We start from the raw sequence: 26,803 nt of genomic DNA, 5'->3' as shown, positions 1-26,803 counted from the left end.
CGAACCGCGACTATGCGCCTGGGCCCGGTTCCCGACCAGCGCACTTCGCGGCATGAATCCACCGACATCATGCACACGATTTGCGACAGCCATTTGCCAACCTGCCAGCAAGCCGTGTACAACCCTCTGTAGCAAATAAAGAACAGCACTGCCCGTCGGCCAATACACTCCTGGCAACACCCTTGGCCACCGAGCGACTGTTTCCCCTCTTGGCTTCAGGCGACATTTACTTATAGTATTGCGCCTTTCCCTATTTCGTCCGCCTCCGTGCGGCTTACGCCGCAGGTCACTCCCGTTGTCAAAAAAAACCATACGGTCGACCTGCATACCGTTGCAGATAAGGTAGTCAATCATGAGCGCTAGGCACTTTCTCTCCCTGCTGGACTTCACCACCGACGAATTGCTCGGGGTGATCCGCCGCGGCATCGAGCTGAAGGACCTGCGCAAGCGCGGCGTGCTGTTCGAGCCCCTGAAGAACCGCGTGCTGGGCATGATTTTTGAAAAATCCTCGACACGCACCCGGGTGTCGTTCGAGGCCGGCATGATCCAGCTCGGCGGCCAGGCCATCTTCCTGTCCCCGCGCGACACCCAGCTGGGCCGCGGCGAGCCGATCGCCGACAGCGCCATCGTGCTGTCGAGCATGCTCGACGTGGTGATGATTCGTACCCATGCCCACAGTACCCTTACCGAGTTCGCCGCGAATTCGCGCGTGCCGGTGATCAACGCCCTGTCCGATGAGTCGCACCCCTGCCAGCTGCTGGCCGACATGCAAACCTTCCTCGAACAGCGCGGGGCGATCCAGGGCAAGACCGTGGCCTGGATCGGCGACGGCTTCAACATGTGCAACTCGTATATCGAGGCGGCCAGGCAGTTCGACTTCCAGCTGCGCATCGCCTGCCCACAAGGTTACGAGCCGGACCCACGCTTCATGGCCATCGGCGGCGACCGCGTGCAGATCGTTCGCGACCCCAAGGAAGCCGTGCGCGGCGCCCACCTGGTGACCACGGATGTCTGGACTTCGATGGGCCAGGAGGAGGAAACTGCACGGCGCCTGGCGCATTTCGCGCCTTACCAGGTCACTCGCGAACTGCTCGACCTGGCGGCACCCGACGCCCTGTTCATGCACTGCCTGCCAGCCCATCGTGGTGAGGAAATCAGCCATGACCTGCTCGACGACCCACGTTCGGTCGCCTGGGCCCAGGCTGAAAACCGCTTGCATGCACAGAAGGCCCTTCTCGAATTCCTTGTCGAACCGGCTTACCACCACGCATGAGTCAACCCCTACTGCTCAACCTGCGCAACCTCGCCTGCGGCTATGGCGACCAGCGCATCGTCCAGAACCTCAACCTGCACCTGAACGCAGGCGACATCGGTTGCCTGCTGGGGTCCTCCGGTTGCGGCAAGACCACCACCCTGCGCGCAATCGCCGGTTTCGAGCCGGTGCACGAAGGCGAGATCCAGTTGGCCGGCGAGGTCATTTCCCGGGCCGGCTTCACCCTGGCCCCGGAAAAGCGCCGCATCGGCATGGTGTTCCAGGATTACGCACTGTTCCCGCACCTGACCGTGGCGCAGAACATTGCCTTCGGCATCGCCAAGCACCCGCGCCAGGCTGAAGTCATCGACGAGATGCTCGAACTGGTCAAGCTGGGTGGCCTGGGTGGGCGCTACCCGCATGAACTGTCCGGTGGGCAACAGCAACGGGTCGCACTGGCCCGCGCACTGGCCCCAGAGCCACAATTGCTGCTCCTCGACGAGCCGTTTTCCAACCTTGATGTCGAGCTGCGCCGGCGCCTGAGCCATGAAGTTCGCGACATCCTCAAGAGCCGTGGCACCAGCGCCATCCTGGTTACCCATGACCAGGAAGAAGCCTTTGCCGTCAGCGATCAGGTCGGCGTGTTCAAGGAAGGCCGCCTGGAGCAATGGGATACCCCCTACAACCTCTACCACGAGCCGCAGACGCCGTTCGTGGCCAGTTTCATCGGCCAGGGTTATTTCATCCGTGGGCAGATGAGCAGCCACGAGGCGGTCAATACCGAACTGGGTGAACTGCGCGGCAACCGGGCCTACATCATGGCCCCGGGCAGCTGGGTGGATGTACTGCTGCGGCCTGACGACATCGTTCATGCACCTGGCAGCCCATTGCAAGCCAATATCGTCGGCAAGAGTTTCCTCGGGGCATCGACCCTCTACCGCCTGCAACTGCCCACCGGCAGCCAGCTGGAAGCGATATTCCCCAGCCATAGCGACCATCAGGTCGGTGACGATGTAGGGATTGCGGTGAAGGCCGACCACCTGGTGCTGTTCCCGGTACCGGGCAGCGTGGCGGCACAGTTGCCGCAGCAGGAGAATGGTGTTCGTCGGTACAGTTCGGCGACCTGATACAGCGTTTGGGGCCGCCTTGCGGCCCCAGGTTTCTCAGCCCCGACCAATACCGGCAAACTGGCCCCGGGTATATTCGGCCAATACCGCCGCCGCCAGCTCTACCTCCAACCCACGCCGCCCAGCACTGACATGGATGGTTGCAAACTGCTGCGCCGAATCGTCGATAAAGGTGCGCAGGCGCTTCTTCTGCCCCAACGGGCTGATGCCACCCACCAGGTACCCGGTAGCCCGCTGTGCCACCGCCGGGTCGGCCATCTCGCACTTCTTCACTCCGGCAGCATGGGCCAGGGCCTTGAGGTCCAGCGTGCCGACCACCGGCACCACCGCCACCAGCAACTCGCCCTTCTCGCTGCTTGCCAGCAGGGTCTTGAACACCTGCTGCGGATCGAGTCCTAGTTTTTCCGCCGCCTCCAGGCCGTACGACGTCGACTTGGGGTCATGTTCGTAACTGTGCACACGGTGTTCCGCGCGGTGTTTCTTCAACAGGTCTAGGGCGGGGGTCATGCAGGGGCTCCGGTCAGAACGGCTCGGCGGCTACTTTAGGGTAATTCCCGCAGCGCAGCCAGCGTATGGCAAACGCGCCCGTCTAGCACGGTATCCGCACCTCAAACAATCAGCCATATCGTGACCGACCGTTCACTTTCGACCTTTGACATCAGCGTTTCTTGTCTATATTTTTTCGTTTCTGAATAAATGATGCACTTTTAAGGTGCGTTTCCCACATCAGCCTGGGTTCAATGGGGATAGACTCCGGGCTTTGCTGTCGAGCGCCACGCGCCTCACAACAAAACAAAAACGAGGTCATACATGACGACTGCTCTACGCCAACCCACGCTGTCCAGCCAGTGCCTGGCCGAATTCCTCGGCACCGCCCTGCTCATCTTCTTCGGTACCGGCTGCGTCGCAGCGCTCAAGGTCGCGGGCGCCAGCTTCGGCCTGTGGGAAATCAGTATCATCTGGGGTGTAGGCGTCAGCATGGCGATCTACCTTACCGCCGGCATTTCCGGCGCACACCTGAACCCGGCAGTGAGCATTGCCCTTACCCTGTTCGCCGGTTTCGACAAGCGCAAGCTGCCCTTCTACATGTTGGCCCAGGTGTGCGGCGCATTCTGTGGCGCGGCGCTGGTCTACACCCTGTACAGCAACCTGTTCTTCGATTTCGAACAGGCCCACGCCATGTTGCGCGGCAGCGAAGCCAGCCTCGAACTGGCCTCGGTATTCTCCACCTACCCGCATCCGTCACTGTCCACTGGCCAGGCGTTCCTCGTCGAAGTGATCATCACCGCCGTGCTGATGGCCGTGATCATGGCCTTGACCGACGACAACAACGGCCTGCCGCGTGGCGCCATGGCTCCCTTGCTGATTGGCCTGTTGATCGCCGTGATCGGCAGCTCCATGGGCCCGCTGACCGGCTTCGCCATGAACCCGGCCCGTGACTTCGGGCCAAAACTCATGACCTTCCTGGCCGGCTGGGGCGAAATCGCCTTCACTGGCGGTCGAGACATGCCTTATTTCCTGGTTCCGGTGTTCGCACCGATACTTGGCGCCTGCCTGGGTGCCGCGACCTATCGCGGCCTGATCGCCCGGAACCTGCCGACAGCAGCCGCCGTGGAAGCTGAGACAAACGACAATCGCCAGGGCGATACTCAAGTCAACTGATGCCGGCACCATGCCCGCCCTGACCCCCCAATTGCGCAAGGCCTACGACCATGAAAGACACCCAGGATAAGAACTACATCATCGCCCTGGACCAGGGCACCACCAGTTCACGAGCGATCATTTTCGACCGTGACGCCAACGTGGTGGGCACCTCCCAGCGTGAGTTCGCCCAGCACTACCCACAGGCAGGCTGGGTCGAGCACGACCCGATGGAAATCTTTGCCACGCAGAGCGCAACCATGGTCGAGGCGCTGGCCCAGGCAGGCATCAGCCATGCCCAGGTGGCTGCGCTGGGTATCACCAACCAACGCGAAACCACCGTCGTGTGGGACAAGGAAACCGGCCGCCCGGTGTACAACGCGATCGTCTGGCAGTGCCGCCGCAGTACCGAGATCTGTGCCCAACTCAAGCGTGACGGCCATGAAGCCTACATCCGCGAGGCCACCGGCCTGGTCACCGACCCGTACTTCTCCGGTACCAAGCTGAAGTGGATCCTCGACAACGTCGAAGGTGCACGCGAACGTGCCGAGCGCGGCGAACTGCTGTTCGGCACGGTCGATACCTGGCTGATCTGGAAATTCTCCGGTGGCAAGGTACATGTGACCGACTACACCAACGCCTCGCGCACCCTGATGTTCAACATCCACAGCCTGCAGTGGGATGAGCGGCTTCTGGAGATCCTCGGCATCCCGCGGCAGATGCTGCCCGAAGTGCGCCCGTCCTCCGAGGTGTATGGCCACACGAAAAGCGGTATTGCCATCGCCGGTATCGCCGGCGACCAGCAATCGGCGCTGTTCGGCCAGATGTGCGTCGAACCGGGCCAGGCCAAAAACACCTATGGCACCGGCTGCTTCCTGCTGATGAACACCGGCGACCAGGCGGTAAAGTCGTCCCATGGCCTGCTTACCACCATCGCCTGTGGTCCGCGCGGCGAGGTGGCCTACGCCCTGGAGGGCGCGGTGTTCAACGGCGGCTCCACCGTGCAGTGGCTGCGTGACGAGCTGAAGATCGTCAACGATGCGCTGGATACCGAATATTTCGCCAGCAAGGTCAAGGACAGCAATGGCGTATACCTGGTGCCGGCCTTCACCGGCCTGGGTGCACCGTACTGGGACCCGTATGCCCGCGGCGCGCTGTTCGGCCTGACCCGTGGCGTGAAGGTGGACCACATCATCCGCGCCGCGCTGGAGTCGATCGCCTACCAGACCCGCGACGTGCTTGATGCCATGCAGCAGGATTGCGGCCAGCGCCTTTCCGAGCTGCGCGTGGATGGCGGCGCAGTGGCCAACAACTTCCTCATGCAGTTCCAGGCCGACATCCTGGGCACTTGCGTGGAACGCCCGAAAATGCGCGAAACCACTGCGTTGGGTGCGGCCTACCTGGCGGGCCTGGCCTGTGGATTCTGGAGCGGCCTGGACGAGTTGCGCGACAAGGCCATCATTGAGCGCGAGTTCAGTCCGCAGCTGGATGAAGCGCAGAAGGAGAAGCTGTATGCCGGCTGGAAAAAGGCGGTCGAGCGCACGCGCGACTGGGAAGACCACGAGGCTTGATTGCCCATCAACAGGATGACGCGGTCTCTGTAGCAGCGGGTCTGGTGTCGCGATAGGGCCGCGCAGCGGACCCGCCCTTTCAGCTTTGCAGCTATGCTCCACGGCCAGCCCGACAGTCCACTGGCCGTAGTTCGCGTCCTGCGGCATCATTGCAGCATTTGTCCGGCAGCCCCAAAGGACCGCCCATGAATCTGCCCCCTCGCCAACAACAAATTCTCGAACTGGTACGCGAACGCGGTTACGTCAGTATCGAGGAAATGGCGCAGCTGTTCGTCGTCACTCCGCAGACTATCCGCCGTGATATCAACCAGCTTGCCGAACTCAACCTGCTACGCCGTTACCACGGCGGCGCCGCCTATGATTCGAGCATCGAGAACACCGCCTACGCCATGCGCGCCGACCAGATGCGCGACGAGAAGCAACGCATCGCCGAAGCCGTGGCTCGGCAGATTCCCGACCATGCCTCGCTGTTCATCAACATCGGCACCACCACCGAATCCATCGCCCGCGCACTGCTCAACCACAACCACCTGAAAGTCATCACCAACAACCTGCATGTCGCCGCCATACTTGCCGCCAAGGATGATTTCGAAGTTCTGGTGGCGGGGGGCACGGTGCGTCGCGATGGCGGCGTGGTCGGCCAGGCCAGTGTCGACTTCATCAACCAGTTCAAGGTCGACTTTGCCCTGGTGGGCATCAGCGGCATCGATGAAGACGGCAGCCTGCTCGACTTCGATTATCAGGAAGTGCGGGTTTCCCAGGCCATCATCGCCAATGCCCGGCAAGTGATTCTCGCCGCCGACTCCAGCAAGTTCGGGCGCAATGCCATGGTACGCCTGGGCTCGATCAGCCTGGTCGACTGCCTGGTGACCGACCAGGCGCCAACCCCCGCGCTGACGCAACTGCTGAACCAGTACAAGATCCGCCTCGAGGTGGTGTGAGGGCCACTGAGCGCATGCCATGAGCCTTATGTCGCCTGTTAGTGCGAACGCCGCCCGCGCGGCGCTTGTTTTTACAGGCGCTGCAAAACCCAAACCGATCGCCAACATCTTCGTAAATGTTCACTTTATTGTCATCTGATCAGTTTTTTCTATAAAGACTGACTGGCGACCGCCTTTCCATTGCGCTAGTATTTTCGAAAACGAACATCAATGTTCATATTCGATGTGAACAGTGCCCAGGAGGCCTTGCCCGTGTCCCAGCCCGTTTCGTCCCAGCCCCCGCTCGCCGACTGCTATGACCTCGCCGTGATCGGCGGCGGCATCAATGGCGTGGGCATCGCTGCCGACGCCGCCGGGCGCGGCCTCAAGGTATTCCTCTGCGAGAAGGACGACCTGGCCCGGCACACCTCCTCGGCCAGCAGCAAATTGATCCACGGCGGCTTGCGCTACCTGGAGCACTATGAATTCCGCCTGGTGCGCGAAGCATTGGCCGAACGCGAAGTGCTGCTGGGCAAAGCCCCGCACATCGTCAAGCCGATGCGCTTCGTGCTGCCGCACCGCCCGCACCTGCGGCCGACCTGGATGATCCGCGCCGGCCTGTTCCTCTACGACCACCTGGGTAAGCGCAAGCGCCTGGGTGCATCGCGCAGCCTGCGCTTCGGCCCGGGCTATCCGCTCAAGCCGGCTATCACCCGCGGCTTCGAGTACGCCGACTGTGCGGTCGATGACGCCCGCCTGGTGGTGCTCAACGCCATGGCGGCGCGCGAACACGGCGCGCATATCCACACCCGTACCCGCTGCTTGCGCGCCGAACGCGTGGACGGCCTGTGGCAGGTGCAACTGCAACATGCCGATGGCAGCCTGCAGAGCATTCATGCCCGCGCCCTGGTCAACGCCGCTGGCCCATGGGTAGCCAGTTTCATCAAGGACGACCTCAAGCTCGATGCTCCTTACGGCATTCGCCTGATCCAGGGCAGCCACATCATCGTGCCGCGCCTGTATGACGGCGAGCATGCCTATATCCTGCAGAACGAAGATCAACGTATTGTCTTCTGCATTCCATACCTGGAGCGCTTCACCCTGATCGGCACCACCGACCGCGAGTACAGCGGTGACCCGGCCAAGGTAGCGATCACCGAGGAAGAAACCGACTACCTGCTCAAGGTCGTCAACGAACATTTCAACCAGCCGTTGAACCGTTCCGACATCCTGCACACTTACTCGGGGGTGCGCCCGTTGTGCAACGACGAGTCGGACAACCCGTCGGCGGTGACCCGCGACTACACCTTGGCGTTGTCGGCCAGCCCTGGCCAGGCACCGCTGTTGTCGGTATTCGGTGGCAAGCTGACTACTTACCGCAAGCTGGCCGAATCGGCCATGGCCGAGCTGAAGCCGTTCTTCGAAAAAATGCGGGGCAGCTGGACAGCCACAGCACCGCTGCCGGGCGGCGAGCAAATGAGTACAGCGCAAGCACTGGTAGACCAGCTGTTGGCCCGCCACGGCTGGCTGGCGGTGGATATCGCCAAGCGCTGGGCGGTCACTTACGGCAGCCGCGTGTGGCAATTGCTCGATGGCGTCAACGGCCCCGAAGACCTCGGCCAGGCGATCGGGGGCGGCTTGTTCGGCCGCGAAGTCGACTACCTGTGTGAGGTCGAATGGGCCACGGAGGCCGACGATATTCTCTGGCGCCGGACCAAGCTTGGGTTGTTCACCAGCGAGGCCGAACAACGGGCATTGCGCGAATACCTTCAGCTCAGCCAGGCGCAGGGCGGCCAAGGCCGCGCCGCTTGAGGGACTGCTGCCGGAAGTTCAGTCTTCCGGCAACCCATGGGCGGCACGGGCCAATGTGCGAATCAGCCGCCGTTCAGCTTCAAGCAGCTCATCCCGGAGCTCATTGCTGCCCATCAGATAAACCAACTCGCCAGTGTCCTCGGCACGCGCTTCGAGCTGCGCCAGGCGTTCATAAAAGGGCTCTACCAAGCGCTCGAATCGATCAGCATGGCGCCGCCTCACATGCGCCTCCCAGAAGTCCTGGGTAGCCAACGCTTCGCTGAGCGCCGTGGGGTTTTCGGCCTGCCTCACCTGGATACGCGCTGCGTTGAGGTCGGCATTGCTTACACCGCTGTGGCTGCGGTAGTGCATCGAGCGCGGTTGCGGTGGTAATTGCAACGTGTCGGCCAGATTCACCCGGTATGTCAGGTAAACTTCAAGTTCATCGACGAACAACCCGGGCTCAGCGGTCATTCGCTGCACGTGGCGGGCTGCGATCCGATCGAGCTGATCCAGGCGGTACAGGGAACGCCCGAGCCGAACCAGGGCAGCCTGTGCACCTTCGTCATGCAAGTCGCGGGTCAGCTTGACCACCGAAGCACGTGTTTCGAGCTGGCTGAGCGTCCACAGCAGGCGATCCTCACACGTACGCGGCCCACTGGCTTGTGCAAACAGCACGCTACGCACGTCAGTATCGTATGCACAGGCTTCGATAATTTCCCACACCCGCGCCCGATAATAACCAGGGTGACGTGCCAGATCGGAGGAATGAGCGAGATCAGCGAGAAAGCGGAAAAAGTCACGGGCTCCCGGCTCCTCCTGCAGCCCGGTCCAAAGTGCCTCGCGGTGAGCGCGCAGCGCCCCGGTGGCGCCTGCCAGCCATTGCTGGCGGATTGTCTCGTCAACCAGCGCATGGCGGTAGGACAGCCCTCGCCCCCCTTCCTGCGACGACGCTGAGCTATCGCTGAGTTCCGACTCGTTGAAATCCTCCAGCGCGTTGTCGTGCAAGGCCATGCGCCGAATGCGCTCGCGCAAGCCAACGAGCTCCACGCGCAACTGGCGCAACTGGTTATCTCGAAAATCAGTAAAACCGCGCCATGGAGTCTGCACCCTCGCAGGCAGATCCTCCAGGCCAGTGTTGCGCAACGACAGCTCGCGCAACCTCGGCAGCCCACTGACAGTGGGTGCCTGGCCAAGCGGATTGTTATCCAGATGCAAGCGCTCCAGGCGCGTCAGGGCCGATAGACGTGCGTCACCCTGCGCATCAAGGACGATTCGATTGTGGCTCAGACGTAACTCACGCAGCTTGACAAGACCCTCCACCCCAACAGGAATCATCGACAGCCGATTGCCGCGCAAGTCCAGTTCAACCACGTTGGGGAAGCGGCTGATAAAGGCTTGCTGCAATTCTTCAAGCCCCAGGCCTCGCAAGGTCAGCTGGGTGACATGAGAAAAATCCAGGCCAGGTGGCAGCTCGGGCAAGCTGCCCACTCGGGCGCCTTCGACATGGAGAATATAGCCATCCTCTGTGCCCATATTGCTTTTGCGCCGCCAGCAACGACGCAGCCGGCTAGCCAGGCGTCTGCGGCGCAAGCGATCCAGTGGTCCGCCTGCCTCCTGCTCCCAACGGCGCAAGCTTTCCCGCAAGGCCGCCAATTGTGTACGCAGCGCAGCGAAGTGCCCCCAGGGCTCTATGCCACGCGCGCGCAGGTCTGCAAGGAACCTGTCGTATTGCGCATCGCTCATGGTTGGATAGATCTGCCGTATCCCCCGCCGCAACGCTTGGCCAGAGCTCTCGGCACGTCCGCTCAGCGGGTAGCCCGCACGTCCGTCACCCAGTCGCACCAGAGGCCGAACTCGACCTAACGGTGGTGCCAGGCCGATCATGGCCGCGGTGCTGTCGCGCGATTGCGCCGCTTGGCGGGCCAGGTCCATGTGCCATTGTCCGGCTGCGTCGGTTTCGCTGTGCGCCCCCTCGACCAAGGCTTGCAAGGTTGCCAGCAGATCGCCCGGAGCTTGGCCTGACTGTTCAATTCGATATCGGTCGGCCTGCTTGACGATGACTAGCAGTCGCGATGCATCAGGCTCGCCGCTGGATGCGAGCTTTACCCCACTACCATGTGCCTCGCGGATTTCCACACGGGTGTCTGCAGGCCATTTGCCGCTTCTGTAGCAAAGCGCCAACGCCAGACGCTCGCAGTCGTCGTTGACTGCTTGCGCCTGTAGCAATCCTGCACAGGCACGGTCCAGCCGGCTATCTCGCACAGCCCAACGTGCCTGCTCGGCAAGTGCCAACGGCACACGTTTTCGCTCGATCAGGCGCTCTACCAGGGCGTCGTCCGCCAGTTCGAGCAGCTCATTGGCGCAGCGCGAGGTCAGCCCGGGAAAATCCCGCATGAGCAGGAGCGCGCCCTCTTGCGCGTGCGGTTGACGTAGCGCAACGAGCTCCTCGAAGGCAGCGCCTTTGACCCTTGGAAATTGCTCGTGCAGACGAAACCGCAGCAGGGCGTCAAGCAGGCGTGCTGGAGGCTTTGCGCCTTCCAGGTGCAAGCGTCTCAGGCGCGCCTGATCATGACCGGTGATCAACGACAACTTCTCGGCAAGCTCGTCCGGTACCTCGGCCAAGGCACTGCCCAGGCGGCGCAGCAGATGCCCGCTACCTTGCCAATGGTGAGGGCTCTCCAGGTCATGCCGCCAGCCTCCGACCTCGTTGTGCTCCAACACGATCGGCTGCGCTTCGCTACGCGACGGGTGGCACAGCACCCAACCTTCGGCGCGTTCCTCGACGACATAGGTGGCGTCATGCAGGCGCATGCGCTGTACGCCCTCCAACGTCTCGCGCTGGCCAATTCCCAGGTCGCTGTCGGGCAAGGCATACCCTGGTAAGTCCGTTTGACACAAACGTATCGCACCATCGGATGTGCACACCGGCGTCAGGGCGTCGACAGCCGCTACACGCCTGAGCGCATTGCCTGCCAGTTCAGCGCCCGCAGCGAACACAGCGCCGCCGACCACGACTTCGGCGACCGCAAACATATGCTCCAGCGCTGCCTGGCGATCACCGATCTGCCAATCCTTGTATCCCTCATAGATATCTTCCACGACCTGCTCGGCTGTGAGGGCAAGCATCATCCAGCCCAGTGCAGGCACGAACAGGCCGGCAAGGCCGAGCAGGTCGAGGCCAAACTGTTTGTATGCGGTCAAGCGTCGACGGCGGTCCAGTTCATCCACCGCTTCGGTGGGTACCGCCAGCACCGCTGCATCGTCAAACCATTTTGCCAACTGCTGACTGCGCAAATGGGCGAACAATGGGGTATCCAGCGCCAGGTTCCGGCCATCGAGCTCAGAAGCTTCGGGCCCGGCGGCGTGGCGTTTTTTCAATGAATAACTGAATTCAACCCGGTCGCGCTCGCCGATAAAGCGACTGAAATAACGAGCGTAGTCCTGGCTTCGCAGCTTTTGGCACAGCGCCTGGTACAACGAAGCCCAGCCGTCATGGCGTTGCACCGGCGTCTGTGGCTCATTTGGCAGCCAGGCGATGACGCTGTCGACCTCTTCCATCCCGGAAAGCCGGACTTCAACAGTCACCACTCCCTGGACAGGCTTACCCAGCAGGTACAATTGCCGTGGAATCACTGTGGCCGTATCTGCCGGCACGATCGGTTTGGCAGCGCACAGTGGCAACATGCGCAGGTAGCTGCGCTCATCAATATGCCCCTTCAGCAGCGCAAGGCGCACGGCGACCTCCAACCGTGCGCGCAACGATTCTTCCAGCAGCCTGTCGACCGATTCCCGTGCTGCATCCGGGTTGCCAGGTTGCAGCTTCTGGCGCAGCAAAGCCTGGTAACGCTGGCCGATGTCCAGCTGCCGACAAAGATGAGCGAAGCGCTCGAAACTCATATTCAACGGTGCTTTGTCGGGCCCTAGTAGCCTTGCCTCGCGAAAGATGCTGGGCGTTGTCTCGCTTTCGTGAAAGTTCTGCAGGGCTGCCGACAGCAGATCATGGGCCATCACCTGTTTCACCTGGGGGGGCGGCAACCTCGGCGAGGCGGTGGGCAGCGTGATCAACGTGACGACCTTCAATGTCGACTTGTTCACGTCGATACCGTTCAAAGGCGTCCCTGCCAGTGCCTGCTGCAGCAGCCCGCTGGCGAACGTGTCGAGAGAGGGAATGGCATGCCGCAACTGGGCGACCTGATGGTCAATAGCCTGTTCGTGCAACATGGCACGACGGAGTGCGAGCAAGTGGTCTTGCGAGGCCGCGCAGATCCAGGCTGGCAGGCCACGGGCGATCAGGGCGTCAACGGAGTCGGAGCGAATCAACTGAGGCATTGGTGGATCTCTTGACAAAAGAAGCCCAGCAGAGCACCCACGCGCCGCAACCAAACGGTAATTAATTCTTGCTGCCGGCCGTTCCCTTTGCGCACCCAATCGGATTACCGAACGAGACGTTTCAATCCATACGGATTTCCGAACGCATGGTTACGCCTCAGCTCGCCTAAAAAGGTTCATCCGCTTGTTTTATCAAGGGGTATGATCGATATCGGGAGCTTGGCACGACTCATGCTCTACACTTGGAGCCGAATGCACTCGCTTCTTGCTGTATTCGTTGAACGAAGAGTCCGCCAACGGCTCCATAAAAAAAACAAACACGTCGAGGAAAATTTGATGCGCATCGTTCGTCAATTGCTGGGCGCCGCCATCGCGGCTGCCGTGATCGCTTCGCCGGCCATGGCCGAAGAGCTGACCGGCACCCTGAAGAAGATCAAGGACTCGGGCACCATCACCCTGGGCCACCGCGACTCCTCCATCCCGTTTTCCTACCTGGCCGGCAAACCCGAGCCTGTGGGCTACTCGCATGACATCCAGCTGGCTGTCGTCGAGGCCCTGAAGAAGCAACTGGGTACGGACATCAAGGTCCGCTACAACCTCGTCACCTCCCAGACCCGCATCCCGCTGGTGCAGAACGGCACTGTGGACCTCGAGTGCGGCTCTACCACCAACAACGTCGAGCGCCAGCAGCAAGTCGGCTTCTCGGTCGGCATCTTCGAAGTCGGTACCCGTCTGCTGACCAAGGTCAAGGATGGTCAGCCAGCCTACAAGGACTTCGCGGACCTGGCCGGCAAGAACGTGGTGACCACCGCCGGTACCACCTCCGAACGCATCCTCAAGGCGATGAACGCCGACAAGCAGATGAAGATGAACGTGATTTCCGCCAAGGACCACGGTGAAGCCTTCAACATGCTGGAAAGCGGCCGTGCCGTAGCCTTCATGATGGACGACGCCCTGCTCGCCGGCGAAATGGCCAAGGCGCGCAAGCCGTCGGACTGGGTCATCACCGGTACCCCTCAGTCGTACGAAATCTATGGCTGCATGGTGCGCAAGGATGACGCAGCGTTCAAGAAAGCGGTGGATGACGCCATCATCGCTTACTTCAAGTCGGGCGAAGTCAACAAGAGCTACGACAAGTGGTTCCAGCAGCCGATCCCGCCAAAGGGCCTGAACCTGCAGTTCCCGATGAGCGAAGAGCTGAAGAAACTGATCGCCGAGCCGACCGACAAAGCCGCCGACGAGAAGAAATCCTGACCCCCAGCCTGTGGCCTGTAGCGCTGCAAAGCGCGAATTAAACCGGCAGGCCACCCGTTAGTGTCTAACCTTTCATCCGAGGGCGGTGTGCCCTCGGATGTTGGAAGGTGCCCGTGAAACAACCGTCTGAGGGGAAATCCCGATGAATTACAACTGGGACTGGGGCGTGTTCTTCAAGTCCACCGGCGTGGGCAGCGAAACCTATCTGGACTGGTACATCACCGGTCTGGGCTGGACCATCGCCATTGCCATCTCTGCCTGGATCATCGCCTTGCTGCTGGGTTCGATCCTGGGCGTCATGCGTACCGTGCCGAACCGTCTGGTATCAGGCATCGCGACCGCCTATGTCGAACTGTTCCGCAACGTGCCGCTGCTGGTGCAACTGTTCATCTGGTACTTCCTGGTGCCAGACCTGCTGCCAGAGGGCCTGCAGGAATGGTTCAAGCAGGACCTCAACCCGACCACTTCGGCGTTGATCAGCGTGGTCATCTGCCTGGGCCTGTTCACCGCCGCCCGTGTCTGCGAACAAGTGCGAACCGGTATCCAGGCGCTGCCCCGCGGCCAGGAAGCCGCTGCCCGCGCGATGGGCTTCAGCCTGCCGCAGATCTACACCAATGTGCTGCTGCCGCAAGCCTACCGGATCATCATTCCGCCACTGACCTCGGAATTCCTGAACGTGTTCAAGAACTCCTCGGTAGCGTCCCTGATCGGCCTGATGGAGCTGCTGGCACAAACCAAGCAGACCGCCGAATTCTCGGCCAACCTGTTCGAGGCCTTCACCCTGGCCACGCTGATCTACTTCACCCTGAACATGGGCCTGATGCTGCTGATGCGCATGGTCGAGAAGAAAGTCTCGGTGCCCGGCCTGATTTCCGTAGGGGGCAAATAAATGGACATGGATTTCAGCGAAATCATCCCGGCCCTGCCCGCCCTGTGGGAAGGCATGGTCATGACCCTGCAATTGATGATCATGGGCGTGATCGGCGGCATCGTGCTGGGAACCATACTGGCCCTGATGCGCCTGTCGTCGAACAAGCTGCTGTCGAACCTGGCCGGTGCCTACGTCAACTACTTCCGCTCGATCCCGTTGCTGCTGGTCATCACCTGGTTCTACCTGGCGGTGCCGTTCGTGCTGCGCTGGATCACCGGCGAGGACACCCCGGTCGGTGCCTTCACCTCGTGCGTGGTGGCATTCATGATGTTCGAGGCCGCGTACTTCTGCGAAATCGTCCGTGCCGGCGTGCAGTCGATCTCCAAGGGCCAGATGGGCGCGGCCCAGGCACTGGGCATGACCTACGGCCAGACCATGCGCCTGATCATCCTGCCCCAGGCCTTCCGCAAGATGACCCCGCTGCTGCTGCAGCAGAGCATCATCCTGTTCCAGGACACCTCGCTGGTATATACCGTGGGCCTGGTGGACTTCCTCAACTCGGCACGCTCCAACGGTGACATCATCGGGCGCTCCCATGAGTTCCTCATCTTCGCCGGGGTCGTGTATTTCCTCATCAGCTTCTCCGCTTCGTGGCTGGTCAAGCGCCTGCAAAAAAGGATCGCCGTATGATTTCCATCAAGAACGTCAACAAGTGGTACGGGGACTTCCAGGTACTGACCGACTGCAGCACCGAGGTCAAGAAAGGTGAAGTGGTGGTCGTCTGCGGCCCGTCGGGCTCGGGCAAGTCCACCCTGATCAAGTGCGTCAACGCCCTGGAGCCGTTCCAGAAAGGTGACATCGTGGTCGACGGCACCTCGATCGCCGACCCCAAGACCAACCTGCCCAAGCTGCGTTCACGGGTTGGCATGGTGTTCCAGCATTTCGAGCTGTTCCCGCACCTGTCGATCACCGAGAACCTGACCATCGCCCAGCGCAAGGTGCTTGGCCGCAGCGAGGCGGAAGCGACCAAGAAGGGCCTGGCCCTGCTCGACCGCGTCGGCCTCGGTGCCCACGCCAAGAAGCACCCCGGCCAGCTTTCCGGTGGCCAGCAACAGCGCGTGGCGATCGCCCGCGCCCTGTCGATGGACCCGATCGTCATGCTGTTCGACGAGCCGACCTCGGCGCTGGACCCGGAAATGGTCAACGAAGTACTGGACGTGATGGTCGAGTTGGCCCATGAGGGCATGACCATGATGTGCGTGACCCACGAAATGGGCTTCGCCCGCAAAGTGGCCAACCGCGTGATCTTCATGGACAAGGGCAACATCATCGAGGACTGCCAGAAGGAAGACTTCTTCGGTAACCCGAGCGCCCGCCACGAGCGTACCCAGCACTTCCTCAGCAAGATCCTGCAGCATTGATTTTGCTTCATTGAACCGGTCGGCGCCGCTGCCCTTTCCGGCAGTGGCGCTGGTCGTGACAAGGCCACTGTGATGAAATGCGATCCTTCGCTTCTTCTCCCTGCCAAGCCTGCCGTGAAATCCCGCCTGCTTCGTCAATTGCTGTTGCCGCCGCTGATCATCCTGTTGATGGTCGGCCTGGGGTTGGCTGGCTACCTGATCAGCGAGAGCAACGGCATCCGCATCCTCAGCGAAAATGGCGAGCGCCAGCTGGAGCTGCACGCACGCACGGTCGAAAGCGAAATCAGCAAGTACACTTACCTGCCGAGCCTGCTCGAACTGGAAGACAGCGTCTCGCAGTTGCTCACCGACCCTGACGGCGGTTCGCGTCAGACCGTCAACGAATACCTCGAAGGCCTGAACCGGCGCAGCCGCAGTCGGGCTATCTTCGTGCTCGACACCAATGGCCGGGTGCAGGCCACCAGCAACTGGCGTGATGCCGACTCGTTCCTCGGCGAGGACCTGTCGTTCCGCGCCTATTTCCAGACTGCCGTACGCGGCGAGCCCGGGCGCTTCTACGGCATCGGCAGCACCACCGGCGAAGCCGGCTACTACCTGGCCCATGGCCTGGAAGAGCACGGCAAGATCATTGGCGTGGCCGTGATCAAGGTGCGCCTGGATACTCTCGAAGAGCGCTGGCAACGTGCCCGCCTGGAAGCGTTCGTCAGCGATGAGAACGGCATCATCATCCTTTCCAGCGACCCGGCGCGGCGCCTGAAGTCGGTGCGCCCGCTGACCCCACAGATCAAGGAGCGGCTGGCGCGCAGCCTGCAATACTACTGGTGGCCGCTGAACGAGTTGCAACCGCTGGCCCGGGAAATCCTGGCCGATGGCGTGGAAAAACTGACCTTCCCGGCCAACAGCGAGACCGCACAGGGCAAGACCCGCGAGATGGCCTACCTGGCCCAGACCCGGCGCCTGGCCGATACACCCTGGCACTTCACCCTGCTGACCCCGTTGCAGGACCTGCGCCGCGAATCCATGGTGCAGGGTATCCTGGTGGGCGTGGCGTTCGCCCTGCTGGCGATCCTCGGCATTGCCTGGAACGAGCGACGCAAGGTGATCGCCACCCGCCTGGCAGCCCGCGAGGCGCTGCAGGAAGCCAACAGCCAGCTGGAGCGACGGATTGCCGAGCGCACCGCCGACCTGCGCGCCAGCAACGAACGCCTGAAGGGCCAGATTCGCGAGCGCCGGCATGCCGAGCAGACCCTGCGCCACGCCCAGGATGAACTGGTACAGGCTGGCAAGCTGGCCGCCATCGGGCAGATGTCCACCAGCATTGCCCATGAACTGAACCAGCCGCTGGCGGCGCTGCGCACCTTGTCCGGCAACACCGTGCGCTTCCTCGAGCGCGGGGCGCTGGAAACCGCGAGCACCAACCTGCGCACCATGAACGACCTGATCGACCGCATGGGCCGCATCACCGCCAGCCTGCGCTCGTTTGCCCGACGCAGCGACGACAGTGGCCAGGCCTCGCTGGCCAAGGCGGTCGACGCCACCTTGCAAGTGCTGGCCAACCGCATCAGCGCCTGCCACCTGCAGGTGCACAGCCAGTTCGAGGATCAGCAACTGGCGATTGACCAGACCCGCCTGGAACAGATACTGGTCAACCTGATCGGTAATGCCCTGGATGCCATGGCGGCGCAGCCATTGCCGCAATTGTGGCTCGAAGGTGAACTGCAGGGTGACAAGTACCGTTTACAGGTGCGCGACAACGGCCATGGCATCGACAGCGAGGCGCGCAAGCACCTGTTCGAACCTTTCTTCACCACCAAACCGGGCGAACACGGCCTGGGCCTGGGCCTGACCCTGTCGGCGAGCCTCGCCGCCGCCGCCAAGGGCAGTCTCAACGTCGAGCATCCCGCCAGCGGCGGTACGGCCTTCATCCTGGCCCTGCCACTGGTCTCCCCCCCTAGCGAACCGGCAGAGCACCCATGAACCAAGCGCCCCTTACCGTCCTGATCGTCGAAGACGACCCGCATGTGCTGCTCGGCTGCCAGCAGGCGCTGGCCCTGGAAGACATCGCCTGTGAAGGCGTAGGCAGCGCCGAGCAGGCGCTGGAACGCATCGGCGACGACTTCGCCGGCATCGTCGTCAGCGATATCCGCCTGCCGGGCATCGATGGCCTGGAGCTACTCAACCGTCTCAAGGCCCGCGACCGCAGCCTGCCGGTGGTGCTGATCACCGGCCACGGCGATATCGACATGGCCGTCGGTGCCATGCGCAACGGTGCCTACGACTTCATGGAGAAGCCATTTTCCCCCGAGCGGCTGGTCGACGTGGTGCGCCGCGCCCTCGAACAGCGCGGGCTGTCGCGTGAAGTGGTGGCGCTGCGTCGCCAGCTGGCGGAGCAAAGCAGCCTCGAGGGGCGCATCATCGGCCGCTCGCCGGCCATGCAACAGCTGCGCGAGCTGATTGCCAACGTGGCCGATACCTCGGCCAACGTGCTGATCGAAGGCGAAACCGGCACCGGCAAGGAACTGGTCGCCCGCTGCCTGCACGATTTCAGCCGCCGCCACGGCCAGCCGTTCGTGGCCCTGAACTGTGGTGGACTGCCGGAGAACCTGTTTGAAAGCGAGATTTTCGGCCACGAGGCCAACGCCTTCACCGGTGCCGGCAAACGGCGCATCGGCAAGATCGAACACGCCAATGGTGGCACGCTGTTCCTCGACGAAGTGGAAAGCATGCCGATCAACCTGCAGATCAAGCTGCTGCGCGTGCTGCAGGAACGCACCCTGGAGCGGCTGGGTTCGAACCAGAGCATTGCGGTGGATTGCCGGGTGATCGCTGCGACCAAGTCCGACCTGGATGCCATGGGCCAGAGCGGCCAGTTCCGCAGCGACCTGTACTACCGGCTGAACGTGGTGACCCTGGAGTTGCCGCCGTTGCGCGAGCGCCGCGAAGATATCCTGCAACTGTTCGAACACTTCCTGCAGCAGTCGGCCCTGCGTTTCGACCGTGAGATACCGACGCTGGACAGCCAGACCCTGTCGCGCCTGATGGCGCACGACTGGCCGGGCAATGTGCGCGAGTTGCGCAACGTGGCCGAACGCTATGCCCTTGGCCTGCCGGCGTTCAAGAAGGGCCCCAGCGGCGGCGCCAGCCAGGGCTTGGGCTTTGCCGAGGCGGTGGAAGCGTTCGAGCGCAACCTGCTCAGCGACGCGCTGCAACGTACAGGCGGCAACCTCAGCCAGGCCAGCCAGGAGCTGGGCATGGCCAAGACCACGCTGTTCGACAAAGTGAAGAAATACGGCCTCGGCTGACCTCAAACCGCAACGGGAAAGACAACGTGGATCTGCTTTTCAAGGCCGCACTCGGTGCGGGTGTGGTAGTGCTGCTGGCAGTGCTGTCAAAAACGCGCAACTACTACATCGCCGGGCTGGTACCGCTGTTTCCCACCTTTGCCCTGATCGCCCATTACATCGTCGGCAAGGGGCGCAGTATCGCCGACCTGAAGACCACCATCCTGTTTGGCATGTGGTCGATCATTCCGTACTTCGTGTACCTGGCGACCTTGTATGTACTGGTCGACCGCATGCGCCTGGAGGCCTCGCTGGCCCTGGCCACGATAGCCTGGCTGATGGCCGCGACCGTGCTGGTGACCTTGTGGGTGCGGATGCACTGACGCAGGCCTTGCAGGAGCGCACCAGCATTGAAGGATGGAAATTCACAGCCCTGCGATGTGCGTGACATCCTGCCGGTGCGCCTGCAGGTAGGGCAACACCGCCCCCAGCAACGGCGCCTTGAACGGCTCCTGGAAGCGGTGCGCCAATCCTGGTATCAAACGCAACTGGCTACCTTGAATATGTGCCGCCAGATGCACGCCATGCATCACTGGCAGCAGTGGATCGGCGGTGCCGTGCACCACCAAAGTAGGCAGCCGTAGCTGGTTGAGCAGCTCGACCCGGCTCGGCTCGGCCAGTATCGCCATGATCTGACGCTTGGCCCCCTCGGGGTTGAAGGCGCGGTCGTAGGCCTCCGCCGCCTGTTGCAGCAAGGCGGCACGGTCATCTGCCACCTCAGGGCTGCCCAACGCAGCCAGCAGGTCGGCCTGCTGCTCGATGGCCACTTCGCGGCTCGCTGCGCTGCGCCGGGCCAGCAGTTGCACCAACGCCGGAGCCGGCGCCGGCAACCCCGCCGCCCCGGAACTGGACATAACCAGCGTCAGGCTGCGTACACGCCCCGGCGCCATGGCTGCCAGGTGCTGGGCGATCATGCCACCCATGCTGACCCCCAACACATGGAACTGGCGCACCCCCAGTGCGTCCATCAGGTGCAAGCCGTCGTCCGCCATGTCGCTCAGGGTATAGGGCGCAGCCACCGGTAGCCCCAGCTTGTAACGCAGCAGTTCGACCGTGAGGTTGGCCGACGCTGGCAGCTGGTTCCAGCGTGACAGGCCGACATCGCGGTTGTCGTAGCGAATCACCCGAAAACCCTGGCGGCACAACGCCTCGACCACGTCGTCCGGCCAATGGATGAGCTGCCCGCCCAGGCCCATGACCAGCAGCAAGGCAGGGTCGCGCGGCGCGCCGACGCTCTGGTAGACCAGGCTCACCGCCCCCAGCTCGGCGCGCTGCACCGGCACCCGGGCATCACAGTGCTGCTCGGCGAAGCCAGCAGGTACGCCGAGCACGAAGAAAACAAATAGCCAAAAAGCCCGCATGAAAGAAATACCAGAATGCAGATCCCCAGTAGAGCGCGATTCTGATGAATTCTGTTCGGGCGCGCTGCCACAGTTCGGTGACAGTTTGATGACGCCCGCCAGGCGGTGTGACCAACCGCCCGGTCGACAGCGTTTGCAACATGAGGGAAACTCAACTCATACCTTGTCTTCCCAAATAGAATCACCGGAGTCGGCTGTGCTGGAGATCCGTCACCTGAAAACCCTTCATGCCCTGCGCGAGGCCGACAGCCTGGTGGAGGCGGCCGAACGCCTGCATCTGACGCAGTCCGCACTTTCGCACCAGTTCAAGGAGCTGGAAGAGCGCCTGGGCATGCCGCTGTTCGTGCGCAAGACCAAGCCGATCCGCTTCACCAGCGCCGGGCTGCGCCTGCTGCAACTGGCCGATGCCACCCTGCCGCTGCTGCGTGGCGCCGAACGGGACATCGCCCGCCTGGCCGGCGGCACCGCCGGGCGCCTGCACATGGCCATCGAATGCCACAGCTGCTTCCAGTGGCTGATGCCGACCATCGACCAGTTCCGGGATGCCTGGCCGGAAGTGGAACTGGACCTCGCCTCCGGCTTTGCCTTCGCCCCGCTGCCGGCCCTGGCCCGTGGCGACCTCGACCTGGTAGTGACCTCCGACCCGGTGGACCTGGCGGGTATCACCTACGTGCCACTGTTCACCTACGAGGCAATGCTGGCGGTGGCCAACCAGCATCCATTGGCCAGCAAGCCCTATATCGTGCCACAGGACCTGCTCGACCAGACGCTGATCACCTACCCGGTAGAGCGTGACCGCCTGGATATCTTCACCCGCTTTCTGGAGCCAGCCGACATCGAGCCGGCCGCCGTACGCACCTCGGAGCTGACGGTGATGATGATGCAACTGGTGGCCAGCGGCCGGGGCGTGTGTGGCATGCCGCACTGGGCGCTGCACGAATACAGCTCGCGCGGCTACGTCAAGGGCAAGCGCCTGGGCGAAAAAGGCCTGTTCGCCACGCTTTATGCCGCGGTGCGCACCGACATGCTCGATGCGCCGTACATGCGTGACTTCCTGTTGACCGCCAAGGACACCTCGTTCGCCACCCTCGATGGCGTCAGCGCGGTGCGTTGAGCGCCTGGTGGTACATCGGCAGGATCAGGTCGCGGGTCAAGGGGGCCAGCGGCATGGTGGGTGTCTGGTCAGCGGCCAGCCATGCCACCTCTTCGATTTCTGCAGCCGGGACCACGGCTGCGGCGCTGTCGACACGGAACAGTTCGGCCTGCACCTCGAAGCCGGGCTCGTTGGCGGCTGGGGCGCTGAACTGGCCCAGGTGCACCGCCTGGGCCGGGTCGATGCGCAGGCCCAGTTCCTCATGCAGCTCGCGCACCAGGGCCTGAACCGGGGTTTCGCCAGCATCGATCTTGCCGCCGGGTTGCATGAAGGCCTGGGTGCCGCGCTTGCGTACCAGCAGGGTACGGCCCTGGGGGTCGATGAGCAGGGCGGCGGCGATGCGGATGGTGTTGGGCATGGGTTCGGCTCACTCGAATCAGGGGCCGGGGAGAATCCCATGGGGCGGTTGTACTGACAAGGCCAAGGTTTCCTCTACCGGCCTGACGAACGGCCCCTTGCCAACCCGCCCCGCACCCGCCATAACCACCACATGAACCTGCCCGCCAAACACCACCCGGTGCTCGAACGGTTCCACCCCGCCGTGCGCACCTGGTTCCGTCGTCACTTCGCCACGGTGACCGATGCCCAGGCACAGGCCTGGCCGTTGATCCATGCAGGCCAGTCAATGCTGCTGGCGGCGCCGACCGGCTCAGGCAAGACCCTCAGCGCATTCCTGGCCGTGCTCGACGAACTGTTCCGCCAGGGCCTGGAGCACCAGGGCGGGCTGCCTGCACAAACCCAGGTGGTTTACGTTTCGCCCCTGAAGGCGCTGTCCAACGATATCCGCCTGAACCTGCAGGCCCCGCTCGAAGGCATCAGCCAGGCCCTTGTCGAACAGGGCCTCAGCGCCCCGCGCATCACCACGGCCGTGCGCACCGGCGATACGCCACAAAAGGAACGCGCCGCCATGCGCAGGCTGGCACCGCACATCCTGGTGACCACACCCGAATCGCTCTACGTGCTGATGGGCTCGGCTTCGGGCCGCGAGGGCCTGGCCAGCGTGCACACGGTGATCGTCGATGAGATCCACGCATTGGCTGGCAACAAGCGCGGCGCCCACCTGGCATTGACCCTGGAGCGTATGCAGGCCCTGTGCCGGCGACCACTGCGGCGCATCGGCCTGTCGGCCACGCAACGCCCGGTCGAGCGGGTGGCGCAATTCCTGGTCGGCACCGGGCGTCCCTGCGCACTCGTCGATGTTGGCCATGCACGGCAGCGCGACCTGGCCATCGAAGTGCCTCCGGTACCGCTTGGCGCGGTAATGGCCACCGATGTCTGGGGTCTGGTCTACGACCGCCTGGCCGCGCTGGCACGGCAGCACCGTACCACCCTGGTGTTCGTCAATACCCGGCGCCTGGCCGAACGCATCACTCGCCACCTCAGCGATCGGCTAGGCAAGGAGGCGGTGGCCGCGCACCACGGCAGCCTGGCCAAGGAGCTGCGCCTGGATGCGGAGCAACGCTTGAAACGTGGCCAGTTGCAGGTGCTGGTGGCCACCGCGTCGCTGGAGCTTGGCATTGACATCGGCGACATCGACCTGGTCTGCCAGATCGCCTCGCCAGGCTCGATCGCGGCCTTCCTGCAGCGGGTTGGCCGCGCCGGCCACCAGGTTGATGGCGTGCCCAAGGGGCGGCTGTTCCCGACCTCGCGCGATGACCTGATCGAATGCGTAGCCCTGCTCGACTGCGTCCGCCGCGGCGAGCTGGACGAACTCCATATTCCCCGGGCGCCACTGGACGTACTCGCCCAGCAGATCGTTGCCGAGGCCAGCAACCAGGCGTGGCACGAACAGGCCTTGTACGACTGCCTGCGCCAGGCCACGCCCTACGCCGAACTTGACCTGCAACACTACCAGGGCCTGCTGCGCATGCTCGCCGAAGGCTATAACGGCCGTCAGGGCGTACGCAGCGCCTACCTGCACCGCGACGCGGTCAGCGGCACCTTGCGCGGCCGCCGTGGCAGCCAGCTGACCGCTCTGACCAGTGGCGGCACCATCCCCGACAATGCCGACTACGCCGTGTTGCTCGAGCCACAGGCGCTGAACATCGGCAGCGTCAACGAAGACTTTGCCGTGGAAAGCATCGCCGGCGATATCTTCCAGCTCGGTAACGCCTCCTACCGCATCTTGCGCGTGGAACCGGGCCGGGTGCGGGTGGAAGATGCGCAAGGCCTGCCGCCGACCATTCCGTTCTGGCTGGGCGAGGCGCCCGGGCGAAGTGACGAGCTGTCTGCCGCAGTGGCACGGCTGCAGGCGCAGATCGACCAGCGCCTGGCGCAGGCCGGCGGCAACCTGGCCGCAGTGCTGGCGTGGTTGCAGGAAACCTTCGACCTGGGCGAGGACTGCGCCAGCCAGCTGCTGGACTACCTGGCCCGCACCCGTGAAGTGCTGGGTGCCTTGCCCTCGCAGGAGACGCTGGTGATGGAGCGCTTCTTCGATGAATCCGGCGGTACCCAGCTGATCATCCACTCCCCCTATGGCAGCCGCATCAACCGCGCCTGGGGCCTGGCGCTGCGCAAGCGCTTCTGCCGTACTTTCAACTTCGAGTTGCAGGCAGCCGCCAGCGAGGACGCCATCGTGCTGTCGCTGTCCACCAGCCACAGTTTCGAGCTGGACGAGGTATGGCGTTACCTGAACAGCCGCAGCGCCGAACCGATCCTCGTCCAGGCCCTGCTCGATGCGCCGTTGTTCGGCGTACGCTGGCGCTGGAACGCCAGCGTGGCCATGGCCTTGCCGCGCTTCGTCGGCGGCCGCAAGGTGGCGCCACAGATCCAGCGGATAAAGAGCGAAGACCTGGTAGCCGCCGTGTTCCCCGACCAGATCGCCTGCCTGGAAAACATCGCCGGCGAGCGGCAGATTCCCGATCACCCGCTGGTCGAGCAAACCCTGGATGACTGCCTGCACGAAGCGATGGACAGCGAAGGCTGGCTGGCACTGCTACGGCGCATGGAAAGCGGCTCGGTGCGCCTGCTGTGCCGCGACCTGCCGGCGCCTTCGCCGCTGGCTTCGGCCATTCTCAATGCCCGGCCCTATGCCTTCCTGGATGACGCCCCGCTGGAAGAACGGCGCACCCAGGCCGTGCTCAGTCGGCGCTGGAACGAGGTACACAGCGGCGACGACCTGGGCGCGCTGGATGCCGAGGCGATTGCTGCGGTGGCCGCGGAGGCCTGGCCGCAGCCCGCTAATGCCGACGAAATGCATGAAGCGTTGATGGGGCTGGGCGCCATCAGCCAGGACGAAGTGCGGGAAAACGCCAGTTGGGACATGCTATTGCGCCAGTTGGCCAGAGCCGGGCGGGCCATGCGCCTGGTGGAAGAAGGGCTGTGGCTGGCGCGCGAACGCTTGAGCCTGTTGCACACGCTGTACCCCGGTGCCCGGCTGGAGCCGGCGCTGGCGGTTTTGCCCGGCTTCGCTCAGGCTACCGACGCGGACGACGCGCTTGCCGAACTGCTGCGCGCCCGTCTCAGCGGCCACGGCCCGCTGACCCAGGCACAGATCGCCGCACCGCTGGGCAAGCCGGCGCAGGCCATCGAACAGGCCCTGGCCCGTCTGGAAGCCGAAGGCTATGTACTGCGCGGCCATTTCAGCCCGGGCACAAGCGACCTGCAGTGGTGCGAGCGCCATTTGCTGGCGCGCATCCACCGCTACACGGTCAAACGCCTGCGCCGGGAAATCGAGCCGGTCAGCCTGCAGGACTTCATGCGCTTTCTGTTCGACTGGCAGCACATGGCCGATGGCCACCGCCTGCGCGGACCGGCCGCCGTTGCCGAGGTGCTGGGCCAGCTGCAAGGCTTTCCGAGCGCGGCTGGCGCCTGGGAGGCTGAACTGCTGCCGGCCCGCATCGAGGACTACAGCCCGCACTGGCTCGACGATGCCTGCCGCAGCGGGCAGTTTGCCTGGAGCCGCCTGGCGACGACGGTGTCGAGCAGTACCTTGTCCAGCACGCCGCTGGTGCTGCTACCACGCCAGCACCTGAACGTATGGCGCAGCCTCGCCCCGGTGCCCGCCCTGGAAAGCCTCGGCGCGCGGGCGCAACGCGTGCACGAAGTATTGCAGGCACACGGCGCGCTGTTCTTCGAGGAACTGATCCAGGATGCCCACCTGCTGCCCAGCGAACTCGAGACGGCCCTGCAGGAGCTGGTGGGCGCCGGTCTAGCCGGGGCAGACAGCTTCACCGGCCTGCGCAGCCTGATCACCCCGGCGGCGAAGCGCACATCCCGCAACAGCCGACGTGGCCACCCGCCGCTGTCCAGCAGCATGTCCGATGCCGGGCGCTGGGCCTTGTTGCGCCGCGGTGAAGTGGAAGAAAGCCAGCGCCTGGAGCACATCGCCCGGGCCCTGTTGAGACGCTATGGTGTGGTCTGCTGGCGCCTGCTGGAGCGCGAAAGCGACGTGCTGCCGCCATGGCGCGAGCTGCTGCGTTGCTACCACCGGCTCGAGGCGCGCGGCGAGATTCGTGGCGGGCGCTTCATCGCCGGGCTGGCGGGGGAACAGTTCGCCTTGCCGGAGGCGGTAGCGCAGCTGCGCCAGGTACGCCGCCGCGAGCAGGACGGGGCGCTGGTAGCAGTAAGTGCCAGTGACCCGTTGAACCTGATCGGGTCATTGTTGCCGGGGGCGAAGGTGCCGGCGGTCACTGGCAACCGCCTGCTGTATCGCGATGGGGTAGCGGTGGCAGTACGGGTGGCCGGACGCTATTCGTTCCTGGTCGAGGCGCCAGCCCAGGAGCAGGAAAGCTGGCGGCAGAAACTGCTGCGCGCCCCGCGTTGAAGC

At 63.5% G+C, this 26,803-nt stretch carries 19 protein-coding genes; 15 read left to right on the top strand and 4 right to left on the bottom strand.

Features of this window, described 5'->3' with window-relative positions; translation table 11 throughout:
* Window positions 1-352: 352 nt before the first annotated feature.
* Window positions 353-1,273, top strand: coding sequence for an ornithine carbamoyltransferase (gene argF / locus B4L76_RS01445; RefSeq protein ID WP_296229987.1), 921 nt, complete (start codon window positions 353-355; stop codon window positions 1,271-1,273).
* Window positions 1,270-2,379, top strand: a complete 1,110-nt coding sequence (locus B4L76_RS01440) for an ABC transporter ATP-binding protein (RefSeq protein WP_296229986.1) — start codon at window positions 1,270-1,272, stop codon at window positions 2,377-2,379. The genes argF and B4L76_RS01440 overlap by 4 nt, the downstream gene beginning before the upstream one ends.
* A 36-nt stretch (window positions 2,380-2,415) precedes the next feature.
* Here the strand turns inward: B4L76_RS01440 and ybaK are convergent, their stop codons facing one another.
* Window positions 2,416-2,886, bottom strand: a complete 471-nt coding sequence (ybaK, locus tag B4L76_RS01435) for a Cys-tRNA(Pro) deacylase (RefSeq protein ID WP_296229985.1) — start codon at window positions 2,884-2,886, stop codon at window positions 2,416-2,418.
* A gap of 303 nt (window positions 2,887-3,189) precedes the next feature.
* Between ybaK and B4L76_RS01430 the strand changes: the two genes are divergently transcribed.
* The 4 genes from B4L76_RS01430 (at window position 3,190) to glpD (ending at window position 8,323) form a co-directional block, all read left to right on the top strand.
* Complete coding sequence (locus B4L76_RS01430) at window positions 3,190-4,041, top strand: MIP/aquaporin family protein (RefSeq protein ID WP_296229983.1); 852 nt, start codon at window positions 3,190-3,192, stop codon at window positions 4,039-4,041.
* A gap of 50 nt (window positions 4,042-4,091) precedes the next feature.
* On the top strand, window positions 4,092-5,591 hold the full coding sequence (glpK, locus tag B4L76_RS01425) for a glycerol kinase GlpK (RefSeq protein ID WP_296229981.1): 1,500 nt from the start codon (window positions 4,092-4,094) through the stop codon (window positions 5,589-5,591).
* A 185-nt stretch (window positions 5,592-5,776) separates the two neighbouring features.
* Window positions 5,777-6,532, top strand: coding sequence for a DNA-binding transcriptional repressor GlpR (gene glpR / locus B4L76_RS01420; protein WP_186685127.1), 756 nt, complete (start codon window positions 5,777-5,779; stop codon window positions 6,530-6,532).
* A 252-nt stretch (window positions 6,533-6,784) separates the two neighbouring features.
* Window positions 6,785-8,323 carry a glycerol-3-phosphate dehydrogenase gene (glpD, locus tag B4L76_RS01415; RefSeq protein WP_296229979.1) on the top strand — a complete coding sequence of 513 codons (1,539 nt, stop codon included), beginning with the start codon at window positions 6,785-6,787 and terminating at the stop codon, window positions 8,321-8,323.
* Window positions 8,324-8,341: 18 nt separating this feature from the next.
* Here glpD and B4L76_RS01410 read toward each other — a convergent pair whose 3' ends face one another.
* Entirely contained in the window at window positions 8,342-12,634 is a 4,293-nt protein-coding gene (locus B4L76_RS01410; RefSeq protein ID WP_296229978.1) for an NEL-type E3 ubiquitin ligase domain-containing protein, read from the bottom strand.
* Between the two features lie 336 nt (window positions 12,635-12,970).
* On the opposite strand from B4L76_RS01410, the gene B4L76_RS01405 reads away from it, so the two are divergent.
* The 7 genes from B4L76_RS01405 to B4L76_RS01375 all read left to right on the top strand — a co-directional run bounded on the left by B4L76_RS01405 (window position 12,971) and on the right by B4L76_RS01375 (window position 19,844).
* Window positions 12,971-13,888, top strand: a complete 918-nt coding sequence (locus B4L76_RS01405) for a glutamate/aspartate ABC transporter substrate-binding protein (RefSeq protein WP_296229977.1) — start codon at window positions 12,971-12,973, stop codon at window positions 13,886-13,888.
* A gap of 142 nt (window positions 13,889-14,030) precedes the next feature.
* On the top strand, window positions 14,031-14,777 hold the full coding sequence (locus tag B4L76_RS01400; protein ID WP_296229976.1) for an amino acid ABC transporter permease: 747 nt from the start codon (window positions 14,031-14,033) through the stop codon (window positions 14,775-14,777).
* Complete coding sequence (locus B4L76_RS01395; protein ID WP_296229975.1) at window positions 14,778-15,449, top strand: amino acid ABC transporter permease; 672 nt, start codon at window positions 14,778-14,780, stop codon at window positions 15,447-15,449.
* Complete coding sequence (locus B4L76_RS01390) at window positions 15,446-16,180, top strand: amino acid ABC transporter ATP-binding protein (protein ID WP_003258023.1); 735 nt, start codon at window positions 15,446-15,448, stop codon at window positions 16,178-16,180. Before B4L76_RS01395 ends, B4L76_RS01390 begins: the two co-directional genes overlap by 4 nt.
* Before the next feature lie 72 nt (window positions 16,181-16,252).
* Window positions 16,253-18,157, top strand: coding sequence for a sensor histidine kinase (locus B4L76_RS01385; RefSeq protein ID WP_296229973.1), 1,905 nt, complete (start codon window positions 16,253-16,255; stop codon window positions 18,155-18,157).
* Window positions 18,154-19,482, top strand: a complete 1,329-nt coding sequence (locus tag B4L76_RS01380; protein WP_296229971.1) for a sigma-54-dependent transcriptional regulator — start codon at window positions 18,154-18,156, stop codon at window positions 19,480-19,482. The genes B4L76_RS01385 and B4L76_RS01380 overlap by 4 nt, the downstream gene beginning before the upstream one ends.
* A 26-nt stretch (window positions 19,483-19,508) precedes the next feature.
* Window positions 19,509-19,844, top strand: a complete 336-nt coding sequence (locus B4L76_RS01375) for a GlpM family protein (RefSeq protein WP_296229969.1) — start codon at window positions 19,509-19,511, stop codon at window positions 19,842-19,844.
* Between the two features lie 42 nt (window positions 19,845-19,886).
* Here B4L76_RS01375 and B4L76_RS01370 read toward each other — a convergent pair whose 3' ends face one another.
* Complete coding sequence (locus tag B4L76_RS01370; RefSeq protein ID WP_296229967.1) at window positions 19,887-20,882, bottom strand: alpha/beta fold hydrolase; 996 nt, start codon at window positions 20,880-20,882, stop codon at window positions 19,887-19,889.
* 196 nt (window positions 20,883-21,078) lie between these two features.
* Here B4L76_RS01370 and metR point away from each other — a divergent pair, with 196 nt between their 5' ends.
* On the top strand, window positions 21,079-21,996 hold the full coding sequence (gene metR / locus B4L76_RS01365) for a transcriptional regulator MetR (RefSeq protein WP_225779011.1): 918 nt from the start codon (window positions 21,079-21,081) through the stop codon (window positions 21,994-21,996).
* On the opposite strand, the gene B4L76_RS01360 is transcribed toward metR, so the two are convergent.
* Window positions 21,980-22,393 carry an NUDIX hydrolase gene (locus B4L76_RS01360; RefSeq protein WP_296229964.1) on the bottom strand — a complete coding sequence of 138 codons (414 nt, stop codon included), beginning with the start codon at window positions 22,391-22,393 and terminating at the stop codon, window positions 21,980-21,982. The two genes, metR and B4L76_RS01360, sit on opposite strands and share 17 nt — an antisense overlap.
* A gap of 132 nt (window positions 22,394-22,525) precedes the next feature.
* Here B4L76_RS01360 and B4L76_RS01355 point away from each other — a divergent pair, with 132 nt between their 5' ends.
* Window positions 22,526-26,800 (top strand): Lhr family helicase, encoded by a 4,275-nt coding sequence (locus B4L76_RS01355; RefSeq protein WP_296229962.1) that lies wholly within the window; start codon window positions 22,526-22,528, stop codon window positions 26,798-26,800.
* Window positions 26,801-26,803 lie beyond the last annotated feature (3 nt).

Origin of the sequence: Pseudomonas sp. UBA4617 (genome assembly GCF_002386445.1) — a bacterium.
Classification (GTDB): Bacteria; Pseudomonadota; Gammaproteobacteria; order Pseudomonadales; family Pseudomonadaceae; genus Aquipseudomonas.
This window is presented reverse-complemented; position numbering and strand designations above follow the sequence as displayed.